The sequence below is a fragment of the Microcoleus sp. N9_A2 genome (genome assembly GCF_036701775.1).
Classification (GTDB): Bacteria; Cyanobacteriota; Cyanobacteriia; order Cyanobacteriales; family Microcoleaceae; genus Microcoleus.
Window position 1 is genome coordinate 108,598 of sequence record NZ_JAUBRH010000002.1, and the last position, 24,005, is coordinate 132,602.

General features: G+C 43.5%; 28 protein-coding genes. 13 read left to right on the forward strand and 15 right to left on the reverse strand.

All coding sequences use genetic code 11. From position 1 onward, the window contains the following. Window positions 1–7 precede the first annotated feature (7 nt). Window positions 8–1,330, forward strand: coding sequence for a J domain-containing protein (locus QUA44_RS01705; RefSeq protein WP_333247775.1), 1,323 nt, complete (start codon window positions 8–10; stop codon window positions 1,328–1,330). 61 nt (window positions 1,331–1,391) lie between these two features. Here QUA44_RS01705 and QUA44_RS01710 read toward each other — a convergent pair whose 3' ends face one another. The 3 genes from QUA44_RS01710 to QUA44_RS01720 all read right to left on the reverse strand — a co-directional run bounded on the left by QUA44_RS01710 (window position 1,392) and on the right by QUA44_RS01720 (window position 7,193). Continuing rightward, window positions 1,392–3,077, reverse strand: coding sequence for an EAL domain-containing protein (locus QUA44_RS01710; RefSeq protein ID WP_333247773.1), 1,686 nt, complete (start codon window positions 3,075–3,077; stop codon window positions 1,392–1,394). After that, the gene (locus tag QUA44_RS01715) at window positions 3,077–5,449 is read right to left on the reverse strand and encodes a PAS domain S-box protein (protein WP_333247771.1); all 2,373 of its coding nucleotides are present in this window, start codon (window positions 5,447–5,449) and stop codon (window positions 3,077–3,079) included. Before QUA44_RS01715 ends, QUA44_RS01710 begins: the two co-directional genes overlap by 1 nt. Before the next feature lie 553 nt (window positions 5,450–6,002). After that, entirely contained in the window at window positions 6,003–7,193 is a 1,191-nt protein-coding gene (locus QUA44_RS01720; protein ID WP_333247769.1) for a WD40 repeat domain-containing protein, read from the reverse strand. Window positions 7,194–7,455: 262 nt separating this feature from the next. On the opposite strand from QUA44_RS01720, the gene QUA44_RS01725 reads away from it, so the two are divergent. The 3 genes from QUA44_RS01725 to QUA44_RS01735 all read left to right on the forward strand — a co-directional run bounded on the left by QUA44_RS01725 (window position 7,456) and on the right by QUA44_RS01735 (window position 9,059). Further along, window positions 7,456–7,830, forward strand: coding sequence for a DUF1257 domain-containing protein (locus tag QUA44_RS01725; protein ID WP_333247768.1), 375 nt, complete (start codon window positions 7,456–7,458; stop codon window positions 7,828–7,830). Between the two features lie 136 nt (window positions 7,831–7,966). Beyond that, window positions 7,967–8,851 (forward strand): DUF6920 family protein, encoded by an 885-nt coding sequence (locus tag QUA44_RS01730; RefSeq protein ID WP_333247766.1) that lies wholly within the window; start codon window positions 7,967–7,969, stop codon window positions 8,849–8,851. Beyond that, window positions 8,835–9,059: a hypothetical protein gene (locus QUA44_RS01735; protein WP_333247764.1), complete on the forward strand. Its 225-nt coding sequence runs from the start codon at window positions 8,835–8,837 to the stop codon at window positions 9,057–9,059. The genes QUA44_RS01730 and QUA44_RS01735 overlap by 17 nt, the downstream gene beginning before the upstream one ends. On the opposite strand, the gene QUA44_RS01740 is transcribed toward QUA44_RS01735, so the two are convergent. The 3 genes from QUA44_RS01740 to QUA44_RS01750 form a co-directional block, all read right to left on the reverse strand. Further along, window positions 9,047–9,394, reverse strand: a complete 348-nt coding sequence (locus QUA44_RS01740; RefSeq protein ID WP_333247762.1) for a type II toxin-antitoxin system PemK/MazF family toxin — start codon at window positions 9,392–9,394, stop codon at window positions 9,047–9,049. The two genes, QUA44_RS01735 and QUA44_RS01740, sit on opposite strands and share 13 nt — an antisense overlap. Continuing rightward, entirely contained in the window at window positions 9,394–9,600 is a 207-nt protein-coding gene (locus QUA44_RS01745) for a hypothetical protein (protein WP_015177442.1), read from the reverse strand. The genes QUA44_RS01740 and QUA44_RS01745 overlap by 1 nt, the downstream gene beginning before the upstream one ends. A 139-nt stretch (window positions 9,601–9,739) precedes the next feature. Further along, window positions 9,740–10,345: a hypothetical protein gene (locus QUA44_RS01750; RefSeq protein WP_333247760.1), complete on the reverse strand. Its 606-nt coding sequence runs from the start codon at window positions 10,343–10,345 to the stop codon at window positions 9,740–9,742. Window positions 10,346–10,461: 116 nt separating this feature from the next. Here QUA44_RS01750 and QUA44_RS01755 point away from each other — a divergent pair, with 116 nt between their 5' ends. From QUA44_RS01755 to QUA44_RS01765, 3 genes are all read left to right on the forward strand, one after another. Further along, window positions 10,462–10,797, forward strand: coding sequence for a CU044_2847 family protein (locus QUA44_RS01755; protein WP_333247759.1), 336 nt, complete (start codon window positions 10,462–10,464; stop codon window positions 10,795–10,797). Window positions 10,798–10,825: 28 nt separating this feature from the next. Next, window positions 10,826–11,932, forward strand: coding sequence for a serine protease (locus QUA44_RS01760; RefSeq protein ID WP_333247757.1), 1,107 nt, complete (start codon window positions 10,826–10,828; stop codon window positions 11,930–11,932). A 79-nt stretch (window positions 11,933–12,011) separates the two neighbouring features. Further along, complete coding sequence (locus QUA44_RS01765) at window positions 12,012–13,004, forward strand: CBS domain-containing protein (protein ID WP_333247755.1); 993 nt, start codon at window positions 12,012–12,014, stop codon at window positions 13,002–13,004. Between the two features lie 65 nt (window positions 13,005–13,069). Here the strand turns inward: QUA44_RS01765 and QUA44_RS01770 are convergent, their stop codons facing one another. Together QUA44_RS01770 and ilvA are read right to left on the reverse strand one after the other, a co-directional pair. Continuing rightward, complete coding sequence (locus QUA44_RS01770; RefSeq protein WP_333247753.1) at window positions 13,070–13,411, reverse strand: hypothetical protein; 342 nt, start codon at window positions 13,409–13,411, stop codon at window positions 13,070–13,072. A 97-nt stretch (window positions 13,412–13,508) separates the two neighbouring features. Continuing rightward, complete coding sequence (gene ilvA, locus QUA44_RS01775) at window positions 13,509–15,041, reverse strand: threonine ammonia-lyase, biosynthetic (RefSeq protein ID WP_333247936.1); 1,533 nt, start codon at window positions 15,039–15,041, stop codon at window positions 13,509–13,511. A gap of 30 nt (window positions 15,042–15,071) precedes the next feature. Here ilvA and QUA44_RS01780 point away from each other — a divergent pair, with 30 nt between their 5' ends. The 5 genes from QUA44_RS01780 to QUA44_RS01800 all read left to right on the forward strand — a co-directional run bounded on the left by QUA44_RS01780 (window position 15,072) and on the right by QUA44_RS01800 (window position 16,377). Continuing rightward, entirely contained in the window at window positions 15,072–15,248 is a 177-nt protein-coding gene (locus tag QUA44_RS01780; RefSeq protein ID WP_333247752.1) for a hypothetical protein, read from the forward strand. A 53-nt stretch (window positions 15,249–15,301) separates the two neighbouring features. Then, complete coding sequence (locus tag QUA44_RS01785; protein WP_333247750.1) at window positions 15,302–15,475, forward strand: BrnT family toxin; 174 nt, start codon at window positions 15,302–15,304, stop codon at window positions 15,473–15,475. A gap of 85 nt (window positions 15,476–15,560) precedes the next feature. Continuing rightward, window positions 15,561–15,803, forward strand: a complete 243-nt coding sequence (locus QUA44_RS01790; RefSeq protein ID WP_333247748.1) for a hypothetical protein — start codon at window positions 15,561–15,563, stop codon at window positions 15,801–15,803. 35 nt (window positions 15,804–15,838) lie between these two features. Further along, window positions 15,839–16,072, forward strand: coding sequence for a DUF433 domain-containing protein (locus QUA44_RS01795; RefSeq protein ID WP_333247746.1), 234 nt, complete (start codon window positions 15,839–15,841; stop codon window positions 16,070–16,072). Beyond that, window positions 16,069–16,377: a DUF5615 family PIN-like protein gene (locus QUA44_RS01800; RefSeq protein WP_333247744.1), complete on the forward strand. Its 309-nt coding sequence runs from the start codon at window positions 16,069–16,071 to the stop codon at window positions 16,375–16,377. The genes QUA44_RS01795 and QUA44_RS01800 overlap by 4 nt, the downstream gene beginning before the upstream one ends. 42 nt (window positions 16,378–16,419) lie before the next feature. Here the strand turns inward: QUA44_RS01800 and QUA44_RS01805 are convergent, their stop codons facing one another. Both QUA44_RS01805 and QUA44_RS01810 read right to left on the reverse strand, forming a co-directional pair. Then, window positions 16,420–17,481 carry an MAE_28990/MAE_18760 family HEPN-like nuclease gene (locus QUA44_RS01805; RefSeq protein ID WP_333247741.1) on the reverse strand — a complete coding sequence of 354 codons (1,062 nt, stop codon included), beginning with the start codon at window positions 17,479–17,481 and terminating at the stop codon, window positions 16,420–16,422. Between the two features lie 6 nt (window positions 17,482–17,487). Then, window positions 17,488–18,660, reverse strand: coding sequence for a DUF262 domain-containing protein (locus QUA44_RS01810; RefSeq protein ID WP_333247740.1), 1,173 nt, complete (start codon window positions 18,658–18,660; stop codon window positions 17,488–17,490). A 304-nt stretch (window positions 18,661–18,964) separates the two neighbouring features. On the opposite strand from QUA44_RS01810, the gene QUA44_RS01815 reads away from it, so the two are divergent. Next, window positions 18,965–19,519 (forward strand): GNAT family N-acetyltransferase, encoded by a 555-nt coding sequence (locus QUA44_RS01815; RefSeq protein WP_333247738.1) that lies wholly within the window; start codon window positions 18,965–18,967, stop codon window positions 19,517–19,519. Window positions 19,520–19,610: 91 nt separating this feature from the next. Here QUA44_RS01815 and QUA44_RS01820 read toward each other — a convergent pair whose 3' ends face one another. The 5 genes from QUA44_RS01820 to QUA44_RS01840 all read right to left on the reverse strand — a co-directional run bounded on the left by QUA44_RS01820 (window position 19,611) and on the right by QUA44_RS01840 (window position 23,997). Further along, a complete protein-coding gene (locus QUA44_RS01820; RefSeq protein ID WP_333247736.1) occupies window positions 19,611–20,180 on the reverse strand; it encodes a hypothetical protein in 570 nt (189 codons plus the stop codon). Window positions 20,181–20,368: 188 nt separating this feature from the next. Continuing rightward, window positions 20,369–21,226 (reverse strand): bifunctional class I SAM-dependent methyltransferase/HIT family protein, encoded by an 858-nt coding sequence (locus tag QUA44_RS01825; protein ID WP_333247734.1) that lies wholly within the window; start codon window positions 21,224–21,226, stop codon window positions 20,369–20,371. A 145-nt stretch (window positions 21,227–21,371) separates the two neighbouring features. Next, window positions 21,372–22,970, reverse strand: a complete 1,599-nt coding sequence (locus QUA44_RS01830) for an Hsp70 family protein (protein WP_333247732.1) — start codon at window positions 22,968–22,970, stop codon at window positions 21,372–21,374. 20 nt (window positions 22,971–22,990) lie between these two features. Continuing rightward, entirely contained in the window at window positions 22,991–23,773 is a 783-nt protein-coding gene (locus QUA44_RS01835; RefSeq protein ID WP_333247730.1) for an XRE family transcriptional regulator, read from the reverse strand. Between the two features lie 11 nt (window positions 23,774–23,784). Beyond that, window positions 23,785–23,997: a DUF2997 domain-containing protein gene (locus QUA44_RS01840; RefSeq protein ID WP_333247728.1), complete on the reverse strand. Its 213-nt coding sequence runs from the start codon at window positions 23,995–23,997 to the stop codon at window positions 23,785–23,787. Window positions 23,998–24,005: the final 8 nt, after the last annotated feature.

Here is a 24,005-nt window from a genome sequence, read left to right on the forward strand (position 1 = left end):
GAAGCCTATGGCTGACATTAATCGATGCTACGAAATCCTCGAAATTGAGCCTGGAACTTCCTTAGAAGAAATTAAGCGCGCTTACAGGGATTTAGCGTTTGTGTGGCATCCCGATCGGTTTGCCCACAACGATCGCCTGCAACAAAAAGCTCAACAACGATTAACAGAAATTAATCAAGCTTACCAGCAGTTGGTGTTGTTTCTGAGTCAGCCTGAATCATCGAGGTCGATAGAAAAACAGTTTCAGCAGCCACCGCCCCCTGCGCCGGAAAAGCCGCTGAGAAGGCGTTCTGGAAAATCAGCGGCCAGGCCTGGTTCCCAGCGCCGTCAAACCCGCCCAAAAGCCACCTCCCAAAAATTTCAAACTCAAAAGAACTCTTCAAGCAAGAAACGATTTACCACTCAAAATCGGGCAGCGCGGCGGGGAAGAAAGCAACCAGGGCGAAGCGTTGCGAGGGAAGCAGGGCCATCTCAACACTATCGAAAGCTTACCTCGAAAAGGAAAACTGAATTTTCAACTCAATACTCAAAACCACGAAGCGCGCCGAGGGAAGTGCGGCCATCTCAACACTATTCAAGCTTCCCTTGGTGGCCGCTGGCAATCGCTGTGGCGAGTTACGCTTTGACTGGTTGGATTTTGACAAAATCTCAGGCCCCGCTGTGGATGTGGGCTTTAATCTGCGGTGCAGATTGGCTGTGGGCCGCGATTTTGCTGGCGGAGGGTTCGGCAACGCCTAGAGTGTGGCTGGCAGCGTTAGTTTTAGCTGGGGCGGTAGGGGGGTCGATCGCCGGTTTTCAGGCTGGAGGAATGGTAACAGGGGCTGCTTGGGGCGCTGTTGGAGCTGGTTTGGGGGCGATCGCCAGTTCTGAGGCCGAGTCGCGGGCTGTGGCTGCTGTTTTGGCTGTAGGGGGAGTGGTGACAGTGGTGGGATTGATGGCGGGAACGGGTTCTGGGAATTGGGTTAAGGCGTTGGTGGCGGCGGTGTGTTGGGCGATTGTCGGCTTGACGTGCGGGCTGGCGACGGAACTAGGGGTGAATTCTGGCGGCCCCGTCGGGCTCCGAGGTGCGATCGGGCTGGGGATTGGGGCGTGGGCGGGGGTTTTGGCTGGGGCTGGTTCGGGGGCGATCGACCAAGCCTTCGGCCTCACCGGGAAGAGTGTTTATGGGGCTTGGGCTGCGATCGGGATTATTGCTGGAGTTGTGGCGCGGATGGTAGCTGCTGAAAGGTTGATCCACAACGGCAGCGGGCTTTATACGTTTATCCTGTTGGTGGCTACTTCCGGTTTTGGGCTGTGGCTGGGAGGTTGGTTGGGCGATCGTATCTTTTAAATTAGTCAACAGTCAACAGTCAACAGTCAACAGTCAACAGTTAACAGTCAACAGTCAACTATCATGAGGATTGCAACCGGAATTGATCTAAATTCCAGCACTTATCGGTTTTCAGCAACGCTTCAAACTCAGCCCTTGGCAAAGCCTGACTGAAAAGATAGCCTTGAATTTCGTCGCATTCGTGTTCGCACAAAAAATCAAGTTCCTGCTCATTTTCTACCCCCTCAGCCACCACCGTCATGTTCATGCAGTGTGCCATTTGAATAATCGCTATTGTTATCGCTGCATTTTGGCGATCGTCTGCAATGTCGCGAATAAAACTCTTGTCTATTTTGATCGCATCAAACGGAAAGCGTTTTGGATAACTCAAAGAAGAATATCCCGTCCCAAAATCATCAATTGCTATCCTAATCCCCATATCTCTCCACACCGTAAAAGCTTTAGCTGCTGCAATTTCGTCTTGCAAAACCAGACTTTCCGTCAGTTCTAATTCCAAACACTTGGGATCGAGACCGGTTTCTGTTAATATCTCCCTGACTCTTTCCGTAAAATTTTTGCGCTCGAATTGACGGGCTGATACGTTAACTGCCACTCGCAAGGGCGGCAAACCTGCTCTTTGCCATGCTTTCGTTTGCAGGCAAACAGTCTCTAATACCCATTCGCCTAACGGTGCAATCAAGCCCATTTCTTCAGCCATGGGAATAAATTCCCCAGGGGAAACTCGCCCCCGTTCTGGATGATTCCAGCGCACCAAAGCTTCAGCACCAATCATTTTACCTGTTTTAATTTCTATTTGAGGTTGATAGTATACTTCAAATTCTGAGCTTTTTAAAGCATGGCGCAGTGAAGTTTCTTGAAGAAGTGTCTTAATAAAAAAATTCGCATTTTTTGCTGTATAAAAATGATAATTATTCCCGCCTTTCTGCTGAGATTGATACATTGCTATATAAGCATTTTTCAGCATTTCATCTCCGTCGGTGCCGTCCCCAGGATACAAGCAGATTCCCATACTAGCAGTGACATAGACTTCGCAATCTTTGACAATCATACCTTGGGATACAAGATCTAAAATGTTTTGAGCAATCTTAGCCACATCCTGTTTTTCTGCAACTGGTTTAAGAATCAGCGCGAATTCTGCCGCTTCCAAACGAGCAACAATATTAATGTTTTCTATGCAGTTATTTAGCCGCTGGGCGATGGTGCAAAGCACTGAGTCGCCGATATCGTGTCCCCAGGTACTGTTAATGCGGTTGATTTTATCTAAGCTAAGCGTGACAACTGGAACGAATCCTGACAATTCTTTTTGACCATCTAATACTCGACTTAACTTTTCTCGAAAAAATGAACGATTAGGCAGGTTCGTCAAGCTATCATACTGATGTCGGTAGAGTGCCAGTTGAATAGTTGTGTGCAAGTTTTTTTCTTCAAATGGCTTGACAATATAGCCGAACGGTTTTGTACTATTGACTCGTCGCAAAGTAGTTTCATCGGCATAAGCTGTCAGATAAACTACCGGGATTTGAAAGCGCAAGCGAATTTCTTCGGCTGCTGTAATGCCGTCGATTTCTCCTTGCAGGTTAACATCCATTAAAACTAAATCCGGGCGCAACTTGGCTGCCGATTCAATCGCTTCTTCTCCCGAATAAACCATGCCAGTTATTCGATATCCTAGAGATATCAAACTGTCGGAAATGTCTTCTGCAATAATGCTTTCGTCTTCAACTATCAAAATTTTTTTATTGGACACTAATTTTTCTCCTCAGAGTGCAATTTGGGTTGACAAAAGGTTATTCTAAAAGTCGTGCCAGCAGTTTCTAACAGTTCTATTCCCCCCCGGATTTGCTTGACTAAAGACCCGACCAGTCGCAAACCCAACGTTCGGGCTTGGCGATAATCTAAGTCTTGAGGAAAACCAATTCCGCTGTCGCTCACGGTTAGCACGCAAACTCTGTTATTATCTAAAGTGAAATCTATGTTAATTTTACCTTTAACTTGTCCTTTAAAGGCATATTTGAGGGCATTTGTCACAAGTTCATTGATAATTAACCCGCAAGGAACTGCCGTATCAATATTGAGAGAACACGGCGCAATATTTGTTTGCAACTTGACGCCTTCTGCATGATTTTCATAAGCTTGGAATAAATTGTGGGCGAGATTTTGGATGTATTCAGCAAAGTCAATGTTTGACAAGTCTTTGGATTGATACAATTGTTCGTGAACCAGGGCCATTGATCTGACTCGGTTTTGACTGTCTTTTAACATTTCACTAACGTTGCTGTCTTGGATGTAGCGTGACTGAAGTTTGAGCAAACTAGAAATAACTTGGAGGTTGTTTTTGACGCGGTGGTGAATTTCTTTGAGGAGAACTTCTTTTTCGGCGAGGGATGCTTTGATGCCATCTTCGTCGCGCTTGCGCTCTGTAATATCTCGCACTACTGCTTGAATTACTTTTCGTCCGTTAATTTCCATTGCATTTAGCAGCACTTCAGCAGGAAATTCTGAACCGTCGAGTCGTTTGTTTACCCAGTCAAAGCGACAGCTACCTGTTTGCATTGCTGTCGATATTCTCTGTATTGCTAGACTGAATGAGTCTTCCCCGCTAGGCTGAAATTGTGGGGAAAAGTCGCTCAGTTTGTTGCCGTAAAATTGTTTTGTGGTTTTACAGCAAAATATTTTTAAGGTAGCGGGGTTGCAGTCAAAAAATTCCTTTTCGTCAAACAACATTACTGCGTCGCTGGTGGCTTCATAAAGGCTGCGAAATTTGTGTTCTGATTCTTGTAACGAGCAGATCAATTGGTTTTTGAGAGCTTCTGCACGCTTGCGGTCGGTAATGTCTATTCCTACAGAAACAGCAGCGGTTCCCTGATGATATTTCTGAGCTACTATCAAATAGTTGCGGACGAAACCGTTAATTTCTATTTCTATTTCTTGGCAGATTTGCTGAGATGAACTGTCAAAAAAAATTCGGATCAGTTCTCCGAAAGTCGAGCCTTTGTCGAGAAAGTTAATTTCTTGACCGACAAAGCTTTCAGGAGACAGGTTAAATGAGGTTGCTAAGTGCTGGTTGACTCCTATATACCGCAAATCTGAACTGATCCAAGAAATCAGTCCGGGTACGGCATCCAAAACGGCGCGAAGTTGGTCTGTAGCTTTTTGGAGTGCTTCTTCCGATCGCTTGTGATCGCTAATATCTGTCGCAGTTCCGCACAAGCCTAAAATAGCGCCGTTTTCAGCTTGGTTGACGATGCTGTTGAGGCGCAGGTGGACGGGAGTACCGTCTTTGCGAATGTGTACTGTTTCGTAAGGAGAATTAGCGGTTTGTGGCTGAATTCTGGTTCTTGCTAAAAGTTGGGCAAATATTTCTCTTGGTCTACTTTCTTGATCGGGAACGAAAAACTCGGTGAAGCGGCGCCCGATCATTTCTGGCGGTTCGTAACCATAGATGCGTTTGGCGGCGGAATTGACAAAAGTCAAGAGGCCTTCAATATCGATCGACCAAATCAATTCTTGGGAGGTTTCTACGAGGTTGCGGTACTTTTTTTCGCTTTCGGCAAGTGCTGCATTGAAGGCTGCCGTCTGCCGCTGCAGTCTCTCTTCTAATTCTTGATTTGCCATTTCCAGAGTTGCGATCGACTCCTCGCGCTCGGTAATTTGAGTAGAAATACCCACTGCCCCGACAACTTCGCCGTTTCTATCTCGCAGCGCTGTCGATCGAATTTCGTGAATAAAATGCCTCTCTCGGACGTTCCAAGTGCGATCGTTTCCTGCTAATACGTCGGCAATATTTTCTAAGATATCTGGCTGGCTGTTGTAAACTTCCAAAATCGACAGCCCAACAGTTGCACCGGGTGTGAGTCCCAAATTTTCTAATCCTTTGCCTTCTGCAAGGGTTAACCTGCCTTCTTTGTCTGTTGCCCACAGGAAAATTGGGGCACAACTGACAGCGGCGTGCAGGGTTTCGTTGGCTTGTTTGAGCCGATCGATTTCTGCGTGAAGCAGATCCTGGGTGGTGTTTAATTCTACCGTTAGTCGATCGGCTTTTTGCTGCCAACTGGCAGCAGTATCGCACATTTCTGCGAAATGGCGGGAACGACAGATGGATTGGTTGCAGTGTGACATGGTTACTCTAGGGCGCACTGTATATTTAACCCCAGCCTATCTTTTAAGCATAAACTTTTTCAGTCAAATATTACAATTAGCAGGAATACTCATCCGACCAAGATGCGATATATTAAAGCTACTTTAAAGGATTCAGAAATTGCAACTCGCTCAGGCTTTTGGGCGACCGTTTACAAATTGATAATAAGCTGAATAATGCCTGCTAATCGGTATTTTTACGGTAACTATTTGTAGTAGTGCCAAAAGAAGTTCCGCAATTCTCTGCTTGCACAAGAACTGGGATTGTAAATTTATTATATTTGTTTGCGTAGATTCACGCACCGAGGAATCTGGAATCTGGAATTTGTAAATATAGCCAGCGCCTGAATGGTTAGGAGGTACTTAATTTGTGAAAATCATGAGGTCGATTCCCTCTTCTTTCTGCCTTCTGCCTTCTGCCTTCTGCCTTCTGCCTTCTGCCCTATGCCCTATGCCCTATGCCCTATTCCCTATGCCCTATTTCTTCCATCCGCTACATCCGTTACAGAATCCGTTGCCGAACTTCCTTCTTCCTTCAATTAACTCCCCAAATTTTGAAAGTTTTGTCTATACTCCCGCTAATAATAGTTGCACCATCGCTGCTAAAAGTAAGACAAGTAACAGAGCTTTGATGTCCACTGAGAGTGTGAATATGTTCGCCGGTACTGGCATTCCAAAATTTGATATTACCATCGGCACTAGCACTGACAACAGTGCGTCCGTCGGGACTAAAGAGGATCGCATTTATCGAGTTAAAATGCCCGGCTAAAGTGATTGAACTATCTGGATTCGATAGCTGCCGCAGTTGAATATTTCTGTCCCAGCCGCCAGTAGCCAAAGTCTGCCCGTCTGGACTGAAAGCCAGACAATTCGCGTAACCCTTAATTGTTTGGGAGCATTCTCTGCTGCGGAGGTTCCACAGTTTAATTGTACCATCAGAGCTGCTGCTAGCGAGACTTTGTGCGATCGGGCTAAAAGCAAGACTAACAATTCCTGCTTTATGAGCTCCCCAAGTTAAATGACTGCCAAAAGTACAGATTAACTTTCCCGTCTCTAAATTCCAAATTTTGATAGTAGTATCTGCCGAACCGCTGGCGATAACTTGACTGTCGGGACTGATGACAATTGCGCTAATTTCCGCTTCATGTCCGAGGGAAGTATGCCGCAATTCTCCTCCCTGCCAAATTTCGATCGCACGATGTTTCGGAGTATTTCTGCTCCTCACAAAAACTTCGCTTTCTTTGCAAAGGACAAAAGTTTCTTGAGCGCGGGGATACTTGTCAACAGTATAGAGTATTTCTCCTGTATCTACATCGCAAATTCTAATTATTTTGCCGTGCAAACTCGCCGTGCGATCGCCTCCGGGACTAATCGCCAGATTTGTCCCAGTTTTCACAGTGCGGATGCAGTCAAAAAGCTTGTAAGGCACGAAGTCTTTTAAAGCTTGGCGCACTAGCGGTTCTGTCCTCGATCGCAAAATTAAATAACCAACTCGCTGCACTTCTGCTGCGGGGTCAAGCAGCGCCTCAATTGCTAAATTTAAACCAGCGCCTCCGTATTTAGGAGCATCTTTAACAGCGGCAATCCGAGCCTCGATAGTAGGACTGTTGAAGCGCTGCTTGACTCCGGCGATGCCTCCCAAAACAGCGCCGGCGATCGGGATTTGACTTTGACCGCCGAGGACGGCATCATATTCTCTGGGTTGGTTAGAATTGTCGGCCATCATACGATTTTAGATTTTAGATTTTGGATTTTAGATTCAAGAATTGGAGGATTGAAGAAAGCGAACTCACGCACGGATAAATCGGGGAAATTGTTATCGGATACTATGTTGTTAATTTCTGCACAGATGAATCCGGGGGCTTGTAACCGGGCTGCTTTCGCTGACGCTCAAACCTGGTTTAAGATCGCAACTTATAACTTATTGACTGTTGCGGTTTATAGTATTATAATCAAATCAGCGTTTTACACAAAAATCCGAAAGTGATATGTCACACTTCACAACGATCAAGGTTCAGATCAAGAACGGCGAACTGCTGCATCAAGTGTTGGAAGAGTTGGGTTATCAAGTAGAATCCAATGTGCAGGTACGGGGTTATCGGGGTGACAAAACTAATGCGGAGTACGTGATTCGGCAATCCAACGGTTACGATTTGGGTTTTCGTCGCAGCGGAGAGGATTACGAATTGGTGGCGGATTTTTGGGGCGCTCGAATTAATCAGCAGGAATTTGTCAATTTAATTAGTCAAAAATACGCGCGCAAAAGTTTGATGGCGGCGGTGCAGTCAGAGGGTTTTCATGTTGAAGAAGAGGAAACTTTGGCAGATGGAACGGTGAGAGTTGTAGTGGGTCGATGGGTTTAAGATTGGCGATTGAATAAGTAGGTGGTTACAAATAAACATGAGATGGGGAGAGGGCGGGTTTTGCCTTCATATTCTCGCTTTTATCTCGTGATTCTTAGCTAAACCCGCCCCTACAAGATACTATTGTTTTTTTGCAATGACCTACTTAAGAGGAATTATCATGTGGCGATCGGCGATCGTACTAATCATCCTCGCGCTTGTAGTTGGCATTATTGGGGCGATCGCCCTTGGAACATACCGCTGGCATCTGGGTACCAAGGAACTGCGAGCGAATCTGGAAGCTGCACGATCGCCGATTAAACCTCTCACATTTGATGCGCGGGAAATCGCCGATTTACCCCAGCCAGTGCAGCGCTACTTTCGCACGGTGATCAAGGATGGACAACCGCTAATTGTAGCAGCGCGGGTTTCCCACGAAGGCACGTTTAACATGAGCGAAAGCGCAGAAAAATGGAGTGCTTTCACCTCAACTCAACTCGTAATTACTCAGCGCCCTGGCTTTGATTGGGACGCGCGAATTGCCATGATGCCCGGTATCAATGCGTTTGTTCATGATGCCTACATTTCTGGCGAAGGCATCCTCCATGCGGCGCTGCTGGGCCTGGTGACTCTGGCGGATATCCGTGGCACTCCAGAAGCTGCACAAGGGGAACTGATGCGCTTTTTCGCGGAGGCTGCTTGGTATCCGACGAGACTGCTGCCGAGTCAGGGTGTTCGCTGGGAGGCGATCGACAATTCTTCGGCCAGAGCAACGCTACAGGATGGCGACACCGCTGTTTCCCTGGATTTCCGCTTTGATGAAGCAGGGCTAATCGCCAGTATCCGCGCCGAGGCCCGCGCCCGTACAGTTAACGGTGGGCTGGTGTTTGCACCCTGGCAGGGTCGTTTCTGGGACTACGAATTGCGAGACGGTATGCGGATTCCGCTGTCGGGTGAGGTGGCGTGGCAACTACCTGATGGCTCGCTATTGCCCTACTGGCGCGGCCGCATCACGAATATTGCCTATGAGTTTGCACGATGATTCTAGTTTGTGTTGTGAAGTTGCTTTGCGATTGTTAGATGAGTACGATCGCGCCGATCGCCAGTGGATCGATGGTGTACGAGTTAAAATAGATGCTGCTGTTGCCATGTCCGAACATACTCCACCGATTGATGGCGAAACCTTTATTGCAGGGATTTGCGATCGTTTCCGGCAAGTACGCGAGAGTAAACAAGGCTATACTAATTGAAATGCTTGTATGATAGTTGCATTCAATTCCTGCATTTGCTGACTTCCTAACTCGCCCAATCGTCTCAGTATTAATCTCTGTTCAAGACTGACAATCCGAGTCACTCTAACTTTAGAAGATACTTTTAATCCCGTGCTGGGGAATTCGGCATCTGAAGCATTTAAAGCAAATTCATCTAAACTTAGGCTAGTGACATTTTGCGAAGAAATGAAGCAGATCGTAATTTCATCTATGGTTGAACTTGCCCACAGCACTAAAGCCGGACGTAACTTTTTCTGACTCAAATCTGTAAAGGGAAATTCAGCTAAAACAATATCTCCTTTTTTTAGCTTCACTAAATTGGCTCTCCATCTTCAAGGGTGTAAATATCAGGTTCGTCGTCCAGGAATTGAAATGCTCCTCCGCTTTGGGCTAACTGGGTTATTTCGACAGTAGAAGGATAGGGGATGTTATTAAATAGTTTTGCTTTTATTAGCAATTGCTCGTCTTCTGAGAGTGTCTGGATGATTTGTACTAAGGATTCAATGAGTTTTGTGTTCATAGCTGAAAAAATATGGTAATATTTTATTTTCCTTCAACAAGGCAACCTTCGATGATTATAACAAAACAACTAAGAGCGTGAAGCGAAGCTATCCCGTAGGGAATCGCCCGATCCAGTAAAATTGGCACAGGGCGCAGACTTACTCTTCCAAATCAACCTGCTTAACCACATCTAAGGATAGTTCTAGTACCTCTGCAATTTGCTCGTCGCTCAAGCCAAACTGCCGTAATTTACCAATTTTTTCAAAATTAGTTTGATTATTGTCATGAAAGTCAGGAGTTTCGGACTGACTTTTCTCTGGGGTACGAGTAGACGGTTCAGGGCAATTGTTGATAGACCCTATACTTACACTGTTTTTATTGTGAGCGTTTTTATTACCTAAAGTTATATTTACATTTATTTGCCGTTCTAAAACAGATTCAAGATTACTTTTTTTAACTTGTTCACCAAAGACATCAGATAACATTTGCAAAAGCTCGTGACTGACTTTTTTAATGTGCTTGTCGCTATAATCATAAGTTTCTGCAACATCAGCATACTTTTGACGATTCAGTATTCCCGCGATAATTTTCCGCTGCAAGTTATTTAGATGTTTGCCTGTCTTGGTGCAGACAGCTTCATCGACAAATTGCACTGTCTGAGGAATGTCCATAGGTGGGCTGGTGAGATGGCTATCGTTACTATACCCAACTTTTCCCAACTTTCCCCAACTTTTTTGCTTTGTATACCAGTTGTCGATCGCCATTTGAGGAAGATCCAACTTTTTCCAACTTTTTTAGTTTGCAGTTTACGGGCGATGAGTATAGCATAATGAGAGAAAAAATAAAATTCAGACTAACCCAATAAATAAACAGAGTAACTATGACATCGAATCAAACACACACAGTACCAGTTAATATCGATGGCATAACTGTTAGGGTTGAAGCTACTTGCCCTAGCTGGACAACTACAAATGATAGTGAAATTGAATCTGATGTATCTGGTAAGATACTGTCTTTTGAAGAAGTCAATAAAACTATTTCAGCAATTTCTAAGGAATTATCAAAAAGTCTAGCGATAGCTAAACCTACTAAAGCTACGGTAGAGTTCGGCATAGAACTTCAGCAGGAATCAGGTAAACTTCTTGCACAAATTATTCAGGGTTCTGGGAAAGTAAATCTAAAAATAACTCTAGAGTGGAGCAACACAGAACGTTAAGCTTTATCTTGATAGTTGGCTCTAATATATGCAATCCGATCAAAATAGCAGTTTTCAAACACTTCTACAAGAAAGCACATTACGCTTAAATAGTCAAGATGATTATGGAACAGGTTTCTTTGTTGCTCCTGGCTTTGTTCTTACCTGTAAACACGTTATAGGAAAAAGTCATAGAGGAAGTTGCATTAAAGCAAACTGGAATGGTCAAGAGGTTGAAGCCAAAGTTGTTGGTTTTTTAGAAACTTATGACATAGCACTTTTGAGTGTTGATTTAGTGAATCATCCCTGTGTCTTTTTAGATAAAAAAGAAGTTGAAATTGGTCAGCGTTTATATACCTACGGCTATCCAGAGAAGGGACGTGATGGAGATAGCACATCTCCAAAATATGAGGGTTTATCAGATAAAGGTCGTTTACTTACATTAAGCGGTGGAAATATACGACCTGGATTTAGCGGTTCTCCTGTTCTGAATGTCCAAACCCAAAAAGTATGTGCAATGACTGCGAAAGATAGACACAGACGAATAGTAGAAATACAAAATAAAATTGTTACAGCACCTATTGGAGGACAAGCGATACCAGCAGATATAATACTCTCATCTTGGCATGAATTGATAAATAATACTTGGGCAGTTGAATTTATTTTTAGTATGAAATTAATAGGTGTTTTAGGTAGATTCGCTGATTCTATCACTCTCAAACAAAATTTCGTTAATCCTTGGACTATGAATACAAGTAGCCCTCGTACCATACAATATTTAAACCAGATTATCTTGAAATGGGCAAAGAAATTACACTTTAGCTTTTTATGCGTTGAAATAAATAAGATAGAGGGAGTAATTAGCAATATATATGCCCAAATAAACATACAAGAGCAAGACTTACATAATTATTTTTCGGTTTCTCAAGGTGACATGAGATGGAAAATAGTGAGTCAGTTTGCCAATCAAAACTATAAAGCAGTAGCACCTTTTGATCATTGTGTCTATATGTTTTTATTCTTATGTACAAATGATTATATATTTGTTGACATGATCGGCGCAGAACTTATCAGGAAAAAATTTATTGAATTCGCTAAAAATTCCGTCAAAATTAAATTATATAATATTTATGCAAACCAAAAAATATTGAGTTGACAAAACTTTATATCCAGCAATAAAAGTATTGAGTTTGTTTCACTGTTCTTTAAATCAACTTAAGGTAAGAGGTTTCATTATGACGAATACAGCATTCGATTGTGTAACTAAAATTTACACACCTTTTAATGAGCTAGCCTATGTTGAAAAAGACTCTCGCTTTTCTGAACTTTTCTACAAAATGACAAGTTTAGGTGTTCGTCACTGTCCAGTCATCGATCCCAATACTGAAGAATGTTTCAGAATAGTGAGTAGGCGCGATCTTGTTACATTAGTTCCCCCAGGAAATATGCTAATTCCACAAGAAGTTCAGGATGCAACAGGTATTAAAATAAGCCCTTCAATACTTATTAATTTGATCGATGAGCTAGGTGATGAGACAGTAGACAAGCTTTTTTCATATCAAAATTTGATTGCTGTGAGTCCAGATGATCAAATCCTTAAGGCAGTTGAACTCCTTTCTGTCAGGCAAGATGTGGCAGGGAAGAAGATATACATCAGTTGTTTGCCCGTAATGGAAGGTAAAAAATTATTAGGATTTATTTCCTATACTGATGTTTTGAAGAAGTTTATTAAGCATCAAGATAGCTATTTAAAGACTAGAGTTGATCGGATTGCTACAATGGATGCTGACGACCAACCATTATGGACTTTACACAAGGCTCAATGTCTGCGGGATGCTATTATGCGTTTAGCAAATGTTCGTTCACTACCAGTGGTAACTAAGCCTAAAAGTAAGAGACTAGAAGGTTTTGTAGAAGATATTCAGGTCATGGCTTGTAATCATAGATCATTTACTAACCAACTTGGTAATTTAGGTGTTGAGTATTTTATGACTCCTGTCGAACGTCTCTATACTCCTATGCCAGGAACAATATTAGAAAAGTGTCTAGACAAGTTTTATGATTCTTCTGAGGGGATGTATCCTCCTTCAACATTAGCAGTTTGCGATACAGAGGAGGGAAGAGAAAAAAATCTACTGGGCGTTCTAAGTTATGTTGATATCCTGAAAAAATGGAAAGAGGAATTTACTTTGGTACAAAGAAATAGTGAGTTAGTGGAAGGCAATTGAAAAATCACACATAGTGGATATGAATCCGGCAATTAATAAGCTAGAGTCTGCAAATATCCTACGCATCAAGACTGTTTTGCGTGCCAAATCGCCTCTCTCTCGGCTTCTAAACCACCCAACAAGTCCCTCAAACCTACATTTTTATTTTCCATAATCGTGACAATTCCCTCGATTAGTTGGGAAACTTGCATCGGCACATCAAAATCCTCAGCGATCGCCAGCGGCAGCCCGCGCAGAGGATAATGCTTTTGTACTGTCAATCCAACACTCGAAATTTCAGCCGACTCGATCGCCCGAAAACCCTCCGATTTCGACAAGCGCGTCTGACGCAAAAAACTCAATAGCACCTCAAGTACATCATCTGAGGCTTGCTCAATCTCGCTGATTAGTTCTTCCCGGAGTGTCATACTCTGGCATTTTCCTTGCTAGACTTCTTTACCCATTGTATCGAGATGCGATCATTTTGGACGATCGCCCTTTCCCCAAAAACCCACCCCAAAAACCCTACCTCAAAAACAACTTATAAGCCGGATTCTGACTCTCATCCCCATACTGATAGCCCAGGGTATCCAAAAAAGCCTGCCATTCCTGCATCTCATCGGGCGGTACTTGAATTCCCACCACAATTCGCCCGTAATCAGCCCCATTATTCCGGTAGTGAAAAACGCTGATATTCCAGTTAGGACTCATCGAACCGACAAACTTCATCAACGCACCCGGACGTTCGGGAAATTCAAAGCGATAAAACAATTCATGATTGGCCAGCATCGAACGCCCGCCCACCATATGCCGCACGTGCAATTTCGTTAATTCATCATCAGTTAAATCCAAAGTTTTGAAGCCACAATCTTCAAAACTTGCGGCTATCTTCACCGCATCGGCACGGTTTTCAATTTGCACGCCGATAAAAATATGTGCTTCTTTCTCATCTGCAATTCGATAGCTAAATTCAGTTAAATTGCGCTTGCCAAGACACTCGCAAAACCTGCGGAGACTGCCAGCTTGTTCGGGAATTGTGACTGCAAAAATCGCTTCGCGGCGTTCGCCAAACTCGGCTCTTTCTGCTACAAAACGCAGCCGATCGAAATTCATGTTCGCGCCGCAAGCAACAGCAATTAATGTTTCTCCTGCGATTTGTTCCCGTTCGACGTAAGCTTTCGCACCTGCGATCGCCAATGCGCCTGCAGGTTCTAAGATCGATCGCGTATCTTCAAAAACATCCTTAATCGCCGCGCAAATATCATCCGTACCCACCAAAATAATCTCATCCACATACTGCTGACAAAGCCGAAAAGTTTCCTCCCCAACTTCCCGCACAGCAACGCCATCAGCAAATAAACCCACCTGCGACAAACGCACCCGTTTACCCGCTTTCAGCGATTGATTCATCGCATCGGAATCCACCGGTTCGACGCCAATAATCTTAATTTCCGGCCGCAACCGCTTGATATAAGCTGCAATTCCCGAAATCAATCCGCCGCCGCCAATTGCCACAAAAATCGCGTGAATTGGTTTTTGATGTTGCCGAAGAATTTCCATGCCGATCGTACCCTGTCCAGCAATCACGTAGGGGTCATCAAAAGGGTGAATAAAAGTTAAGTTTTTTTCCGCCTCTAATTGGCGCGCAAAGGCGTAGGCATCATCGTAAGTATCACCCTGCAAAACCACCTCTCCACCACGGGCTATCACCGCATTTACCTTCACCTGTGGCGTCGTTACGGGCATGACTATGATCGCGCGAGTTCCCAGGTGGCGGGCGGCGAGGGCGACTCCTTGGGCGTGGTTGCCGGCGGAAGCTGCAATCACACCTTGTGCTAGCAAATCCGGCGACAGTTGCGCCATTTTGTTGTACGCACCCCGCAGTTTGAAGGAAAACACCGACTGCATATCCTCTCGCTTCAACAAAAGTTTATTGTTGAGCCGTGCTGATAGATTCGGGGCGACTTCTAGGGGTGTTTCTTGGGCAACATCGTAGACGCGGGCGGTGAGGATTTGTACTAGGTAATCGCAAAGCATGGGGTTAGCAGGTTGGTTGATGCCGGATGGTGGGATAATTGTAGGGCACTTGTGTTAGTATTTTGCGGGGAATTGGCGATCGTTTTCGAGGGCTTCGCTAACGGGCGATCGGAAGTTATCAATGATAACTTTTCCGTTTGGGAAAATACTGAAAACGCGCGATCGAACTTATTTCGTCGAGTCAGCGGGGAAGTTGAGTCGCACTCAGGTGGAGTACGATTACAATAAAAGCAGCGTTAGATAGCAAAAGCGCGAAAATATATAAAACATACAATCAGGGTATGGAATTTGAATGGGACGAAATCAAAGCAGCTATCAATCTCAACAAGCACGGTGTAAAATTTGAAGAAGCAAAGATAGTTTTCTACAATCCGCTTCCCGTAATTTTTGATGATGAAAAACATTCACAAAATGAGCGCCGTGAAATTATCATCGGTCACTCTCAAAACAATTAGTTGCTGCTAGTCAGCTATACTGAACGTGCAAATACAATCCGTATCATTAGTGCCCGTCTAGCCACTAGAAAGGAGCGTGAAGACTATGAAGAAAACGCCTTTTAATGAATCTTCAAACTCGGAAGATGAGCTTTTGTCAGAGTACCGCTTGGACTACAAAAAAGCCAAACCCAACCGTTTTGCAAATCGTAGTGGAAAGCAACAAATGACAGTCGTTGTTTTGGATGAGGATATTGCCCGGATTTTCTCAACACCAGAGGCAGTAAACAAGGTGCTTCGGGCACTGATTGAAGCGATGCCCCAAGCCAGTAGTGGGGATACAGTTTAAAGTCCTAAAATAATGACTTTCTCTAGGTAAGACTTATGCTAGACAAAACTGTTTTACTCGATCGCATTACTCAAACTCCGGGTAAATGTGGAGGCCGTCCCTGTATCCGAGGCATGAGAATTCGAGTTAGCGATATTCTAGAAACTCTAGCAGATAATGTTCCTGCTAGTGAAATTCTGGCAGATTTTCCCGATTTAGAACCTGAAGATATTCAAGCTTGCTTGCTGTTTGCTGCACTCCGAATTGACTTTCCGAGGATTGCTGTATGATTTTCTGGCTAAATGCTCAACTTCCTCCTAGTCTCGCAGAGTGGTTGAGTATTACATTTGGTGTGAGTGCAGTAACTCTACAGGATATTGGGTTGTCAGACGCTCAGGATATTGAGATATTTAATGCAGCTCGCGCTAACGGTTATGGCACTGTTGTTATCACGAAATATCGAGATTTTATCGATTTAGTAATTCGTTTAGGAAGCCGGCCACAAATTCTGTGGTTAACCTGTGGGAATATTACCAATAGAGACTTGCAACGCATTTTTACCCGCGCTTTTCCTGAAGCTTTGGAGTTGCTGTAAAATGGTGAAAACATTGTTGAAATCGGTAGAGCTTAACAATATTCAGTCAACTAGATCCGAGCTAGTTACATAAATAGTCAATCCAATTCTGGCATCGCGATCGAACTTTAACCCTACTTCGGCTTCCGAGGTTATTTCCACATGATTGTGGGAAATATCATTAAGCTGAATGCTCTCAACTTTAGCAGCGTAGCAGTACGACAATTCATCATTAACTAAAACTAGAAAAACACGTTCTTCTACAGTTAAGGTAACTTCCTGAACTTTGGCTACGCCTGCTTGCGGCTTTTTGAACCACTCAGTAATTTTTCCAATCTCCCTTACTAGCCCTCGATCGCTCTGGAGTAAAATTATATTGTAGGTGACTAAATCAGCGAGGGATTTACATAAAGCCTCCACAAAATCACCTAAGTCCAACAGTTCTTGAGTCCCCAAAATCTCATCTGTAGAGCCGTGTGCTGCTTTATTTCGATAGTCAACCAGTTGTTTGAGTTCTCCTTCAGCCGTGTTTTGACTGCCGCGAACTTCCTCTACAAAATATTTAATTTGTTTGTGGTTAATTATCCATTTCCATGGCTCCTTAATCCCAGCATTTTTCAAAACAGTTTCTAGCACTTCCTTCCGTAAATTTCCTTCGTGCAATAAGAAAGCATCAGGAAGTAGTTCGTATTTTCCAGTGTCAGTAATTCCACAGGATAATCCTTGCACTACTTTCTCAACTGAAAGGTGTTGAAACCTATTCTTTTTGATGTCAATCAATAAACGGCCTATACCCTCTCGATGGGTATTTTGGATTTTTTCTCCCAAATCTGAATAACGTGGAACCAAATCGGGCATCCGTCGCAGCCAATCCGAAATTAAATCCTCAACGAAGCGCTCGTAAATAGCATACAATCGGGTTACAACAGCAGAGCGATCGTAAATTTCCCACTCTTTTTGGCTAGGAATTACCTCTATTAATGCGGCAAATTCATGATCTTCTGCCAACTTCTGTTTATTTAAACTGTCTCGAAATACGATTTTTCTAAGTCGATGGTTAGTCTTGATTATCGCACGAACAGTTGAAATTTTGGCACTAGCTTTCTCGATCAGCTCCTCAAACATCGCAAGTTATTCTCCGATAACTTGCGAAAGCATTTCGTCAAATATTCCGAGCCGCTCCTGAATCTCTGCTTTACTTGTTCCACCTCCTGTCAAAAAACGAGCTTTCGGTTGGTTAAAGAGGTTTTTTGTTGCTTCAATAACGCGATCTCTTCCAGACATCAATTGATAGGCATCAAGTAAATGCTTGTTAAAACCAAGCATAGTCGCATCATAATAGAATCGATTGGATTGTTCAGACCAAGTTTGAGATTGAGGATCGAATGGTTTAAATAAATGCTGTCCGTAAACTCGATAGGCTAATGAAATAGTTTCTATAAAAGTATCTTCCAAAAAAATAATATCGTGCATGGAAAAATTTAAACTTTTCATCATATACAAATCTAAAAACTCTGGCATTTCCATTTGATAATGTTCTATATTCCTTAGGGCAAAAAAACGCAAAACTAATTCAGCATCTTCCATTTTTTCATAAATACTGTTCTTCTCTAAGTCTCGGCTGTTATCGTCTGTCGGAATTCCCCAAGCTTCAGCAAATATTGGATTGCGCGCTAATTTTAGCAACAGTTCATTGAACTTGCCAGGATATAAAATATTTCTCATTTCCTGATGGCTGAAGTTTAATCGTGCAGCATTTAGACGTTCAAAAGTTTTTTGCTTAAGGAACTTGTCCGCTTCCGGATTCGAGGTTGGTTCGGCAAGAATAACGATCGATGATATGGAACGGCGATCGAGATTAGCTCTAATTTTTAGAGGAAGTCTGTTGTAGGTATGTCCGTTTAATTCCGGTAAAATTTCCAGCCCTGTCAGTTTGAGTTTGTTTTCATAAAACTCCTGAATAGCGAATATTCGTTGCTGACCGTCCAAGACTTCATGAGGTTGGAAATCTTGTTTATACAAAATTATTGAAGGTACGGGAATATTGAGAATAAATGACTCAATCAATCTCGATTTCATCGTGGCATCCCAACGCGCCCTCCTTTGGTAAAATGACCGCATTTCTATATAACCCGACATCTTTAATGATTCGACAAGGCGGGGAAGTTTTTCACGATCAATCTCGGTAATTATGGATGTTTCTTGGAAGTGGTAGTGCTGATTTGTCCATCGCTCTGACATTTTATTGGGTGTGTTTGCTGGCGAACTCTTCCACATCTTTTTTTCAAATGGTGCGAGCTGCATTTCCGTAGTCTCCCTAAGCACAACTGGTTAATAATTATAGCATTTACACAGGATTAGCCGACCGACTCAAATTTAGCAAACTAGCGATCGCCAACTATATCCACAGAAGCTCGATCGCCCTTACCAAATAGCAAAATTCGATTTTATGGCAAAATTAGCCTAGACTGAAATATGAAAGCTGGCGGGCAAGCTGTAGCGAATGTTGCCCTCGTGAGTCCTGACTTCGTGTTTGCTGTTTACCCCGGTTATAAAATCCGGTTTGTGAGCGTATTAGTCCGTAATCCTTGATTTAGTATGTAAAATCATGAACGTACAAATTCCAGATTTGCGTGCTGGCGACGAGCCAAAAATTCAACAGGTAGCTAGATTAATAGTTGAAGGTTTTAAAGAGCATTGGCCCGAGGCTTGGCCCGATCTAAATTCTGCTTTGCAAGAAGTGCAAGAATCATTGGGAGCCGATCGCATCAGTCGAATTGCTGTCGGCGACAGCAATCAAGTTTTGGGATGGATTGGCGGGATTAAACAGTATGACGGTAATGTTTGGGAACTGCACCCGCTGGTAGTGGGAACAGAATTTCGCGGACAAGGAATTGGTCGATCGCTCGTAGCTGATTTGGCAGCAGAAGCTAAAAACCGGGGAGGGCTAGTGCTGTGGGTGGGTACCGACGACGAAGACAATCAAACCACTCTTTCAGGCATCAATCTTTATCCTAACGTTTGGGAACACATCGCCAAAATTAGAAATTTGCGCGGTCATCCCTACGAATTTTATCAAAAAATGGGTTTTGCGATCGTGGGAGTGATGCCCGACGCCAACGGAATTGGCAAGCCAGATATTTTCATGGCAAAGCGGTTGTAAAGTTTAATGTAGGTTCTAAATTTACTAGCCGGTAGCTTGCCAATTCAACACTTAGCAAAATTAGTTGTTGAAAGTTTCCCAGAAAATCGGTCTAGTCTGGACGTGCGAACCCCGTTCGAGGGTCGCTAATAAACAAACCCAGAACTAACGAATCCATCACCGTATCCCAGACAGGAGTCAAACGTTCAGCATCATCAACCCAGTAATCAAAAGTAATCAAACACTGAACATTAGAACCCAATCCAATACAGATTCGCGAATAAGCTTCCCGCTGTTCTGGAGGGTCGATAAACTTAAATTCAGTCCAAACAATGCGGGCAGTTTGCCGCTTCAATTGGATAATGTCCCCAGGAGCGATCGGATTTCTGGTATCATCTTCAACTATTTTCTGTAATAGTGGCACCAGCGGAAAATCAGCCCAATTGTTAGGAGGTAACAAATTAAACGAAACCTCCAAACGACAATCATCATCCGGCGGCTTTTTATCCGTAAACCGGAACGAATTAGTATCCGGTTCAAAATGCCAATCTTCCGGCACATCAAAGCGAACTGCACCTCTTCCTGCTACAAAAATTCGAGTTCCCGGCTTTGATTTCCAATTGTGGTCTTCTTTGAGATCTAGAGTTTCCTTGAGCCATTCTTGCTTTTTGCGCTTAGACATAAACAGAACACCAAATTGCTGCTAATGTGTACTTTTAGACCTTGCAAACACATTTTAACTCTATTTTGCTCGCCGTTTGCTCAAATATAACAATCCTTACAAAAATTATAAATTCCTCTCTTCTCTCTTCCTCTGTGTTCTCTGCGCCTCTGCGGTAAAAAAGAATTTCTTTCACAATTGGCTAACTTTTATTTTTCACTCTTGGGAATCACATACCTAATTCCGCCTTTATTCCCAGCCGCATCGCCCTTGTAACGGGGGATAACATGAATAGCCGCGTGAGTGCGACTTTGACCCGCATCTTTATTAATATTGATTCCCACATTAAAACCATCAGGATGAAACTCTTGACTTAACATTTCTTGCACCTTATTAGCCATAAACCAGCAAGCCGATTGTTCTCTAAACGGTAGTTCAAAATAATTGGCAACGTGACGCTTGGGAATAATTAAAACATGACCTTTGCTGGCGGGATAACCGTCAAAGATTGCATAAGCTGTGGCTGATTCAGTTAGTAAAGTTAGGTTTTTGTACGGATTGCAGAATATGCAGTTATTAGTTGAATTTCTTTGATGATTGTAATGCACGTATTCGTAGATTTCGCAAGACTCATCTAGGTGACTTGACTTAAACGGAAGTTTGACAATGCACTGATATGTAGGTTTTTTGTGCACGTAATGTTCTCGAAAGCCTTCTTTTTTGATATCCCTTCTCACTGCAAAATACGCTTTGCCTCCCGGTTTCAACAAATGCGACACTTCCATGAGGACATTAGCTTGTTCTTCGGGAAACAAAACATTTAAAACATAAAAGCAAATGATTGTGTCGAATTTCTGTTCGGGGAATTCTGGGAAATAATAAGAGTCATAACCCGCAATATCAAAACCTTTTTGCTGCAACAGTTTAACATCGCTGCCGAAGCCGCACCCAAAGTCTAAGATTTGCCCTTGCAGCAAGTTTTTCTCCAATAAAATTTTGGTCGGAAATGACAGGTAAATTCTTTCGATTGCCGTCAGGTGGCTGAATTTATTTTGTTGCTTCTTCATGGCAGTATAAAATTGATTTAAATCGATATTCTTCAGTCCGCGTCGGCGGACTTCGTTTGTGTAGAAGCGATTTAAATCGCCGAGTTTTATCTTTGTTTGTCTAGCAGCGATTTCAATCGCCGAATCTTATCTAAAAATTTTACCATTATTGCAGTTTGGCGATCGCCCCTTTAGCCACCAACACCTCACCAGTCACCAAATCCCGCACCGTCGCCAACAAAACTCGCCTTTCGTCCACCTCAAAACTCACCGAAACCCGATCGATTCCCAACACCCCCGGCGGACTCAAATGGGCCACACAAACCTCCTGATGGTGGCTTTCCAGAGAGCGAAAATCCGTCTGTTTGTTGAGCAAACTGCTCGTCATTTGCCCTTTTTCGTTAAAAATAACCTCCGCTTGCAATACCTCCGCAACTTCCCCAATATCTAACCGAATTTCCCTTTGCCCTTCAATTGCCACTTGCAGCGTCAACTCTTCGGAACTTTCACAGGGATACTTCAGTTCCTTGCTAAATATCGGCGAATAAACATAAGCTTTAGCGTAAGGTTCCCAGAGGCGAATTGCATAGCTGTGGCGCAAATAATCGTCAACACTCGCTAATTGTGTCAACCCTAAAGCACCGTGCGCCACTGCTTCAAAAGGCTTGTCTGTTTGGACTTTTGACCGCCCAAAATACGAAACCACTAAATTAGATACAGCCGGAATTAGAGAAGTTCCTCCTACCAGCAAAACCTGTTCGATATCTGCTTTGCCGATACCTTTTCCCAGTGCAATGCTCAGCACTTCATCTAAAGCTTGCCGCAACTGTTCTAACAACTGCCTAGATTCCAGAATTTCCTCAAGTTTCTCTCGGTTTAGCTGCAAGTCGTAAGACATAAAATTTTCATCGTCAAACCAACTTTCCTTCGCCTCATTAACTTGAGAAATTTGAATTTTTAACTTTTCCGCTATTTCTAATAAATTTGGCCAGCCCACCCCGCCAACTTCTGCCCGCGACGAACCAATTTGCCGCAAATAATCTTCGACAATCCAGATGTCAATATCTTCGCCGCCGACATAAGCATCGGATTTTGCCAACACTTCGGCACGCATTAAATTTGGACTTGGAGATTGGCTATTTTTGACTGAGGAAGAAGGGGCAGTACGAACTAAACTTAAATCTAAAGTTCCGCCGCCAAAATCAACTACTAAAACTAGAGAACCGGGGCGTTTTACTGCATATCCCAGGGCGGCGGCTGTGGATTCATCTATTACCTGAACTTCCACAACTCCTAAATTTTCTCCTAAGTCACGAAACCAATCTAGATATCGCTCAAATGCTCCAACGGGGACTGTAAAAATTACTTTGTCTGGCTGTATATTTTGTAAATATAATTGTTTCCAAATAGTTGTGATAAACTGTTCTGCTACTGATTCTGATGTGTAGGTTTTTCCATCAAGATTGCGGGGTGGGGGCTGAAAGTCGGCAGCTAAATTGCGTTTAAAAGCTTTGAAAAAGCGGTCGGGCTGGGATTGTCCCAAACGCTGCGATCGCACTTTTTCTCCCAATATTAACTCACCCGCACTTTTCACAAAGACTAAAGTCGGTACTACAGGTATTTCTCGGACATCTTCACTCGGTTTGTGCGTTTTGAAAATGCGGGATATCTCGCCTAATCTCAAAGTTTCTGGTGTTTGCGTATCCGGATTGAGAATGCAGACAACTGTGTTGCTGGTGCCGAAGTCAATTGCAACTGTAGTCATGTTGATTTTAGATTTTAAATTTAATTTTTTATTCCCGCTGGAAGGGTGCGACTAACTTTAGCAGGAGCAAGAATTTGCTCTCCATCCCGATAACCGACAAACCGAATATAAACTAATTCTCCTTCTGTTATATCCTCAACATCCGGCTGGTGCAACTGCGGATTGTAAGTCACTTGTTCCCAGGCAGAACCGATTGTTTCAAAATCCCAGCTTAACAAGAGATTTTCTAAGGGAGTAAACAAAGCTGAGAGATTTTTGGCGGGCATATCTGGCTTGGCTTCTGCCATTTTGCGGGCGGCGGGATAGTTAGTTAACAAAGTTTGCAACTGTTCAAAGGTAGCGCGGCGAAAATCGGCAGTTAGTTGAGTTTTTTGCTGCTGCAGTTCTTCTCGCAGCCGGAAACACTGCTGCCTCAATTCTTCTATTTCGGTGGGATTAGTTGTGATTGTAGCCGATATTGGCAGCGCGTTCAAAGTGCGATCGAACTCTTGGAAATTCAAATTCAACACTGTTGCCAGCCGCCTCAGTTGGTCTAGCGTGAGTTTTCCCACATCTCCCTGCCGCACTAAGCGCACCCCAAAGCGACTTAAGCCTGCTTTTTCGCCTAAGTCTTGCCAATCGAGAATGTCTAGCTGATTCATGCGTTCCCGCAGAATTGTATCGTACTTAAACTCGATCGCATCTCCCGCCTCAGATGCAGCATAAAGGTAGACTAAAATTAGAAAAATGCCCCCGATAGCCAGCGCGAAGCTGAAGGCAGGCAGTGTTGTTACATCAACTGTTGCACCGAGGATCTCAAACATCTTTAACTCTTCTAAACTTGTTTTAAAGTCTGCGTTTGTTCCACGCTCAAATTTTCTTCGCCTTCGTAGTATTCTGGCAGCAAGTCTTGAGATTCTACTTTTCCGAGGGCTTTTTCAATTCCGGCGGTGGTTTCGGTGCAACTCGAACCGGTGGCGTTGAGGACGGTTTCGGTAATTTTGCCGTCTTTGCCGATGCGGTATTCTATTTGGCGGTATTCTGCCATAATTCTGC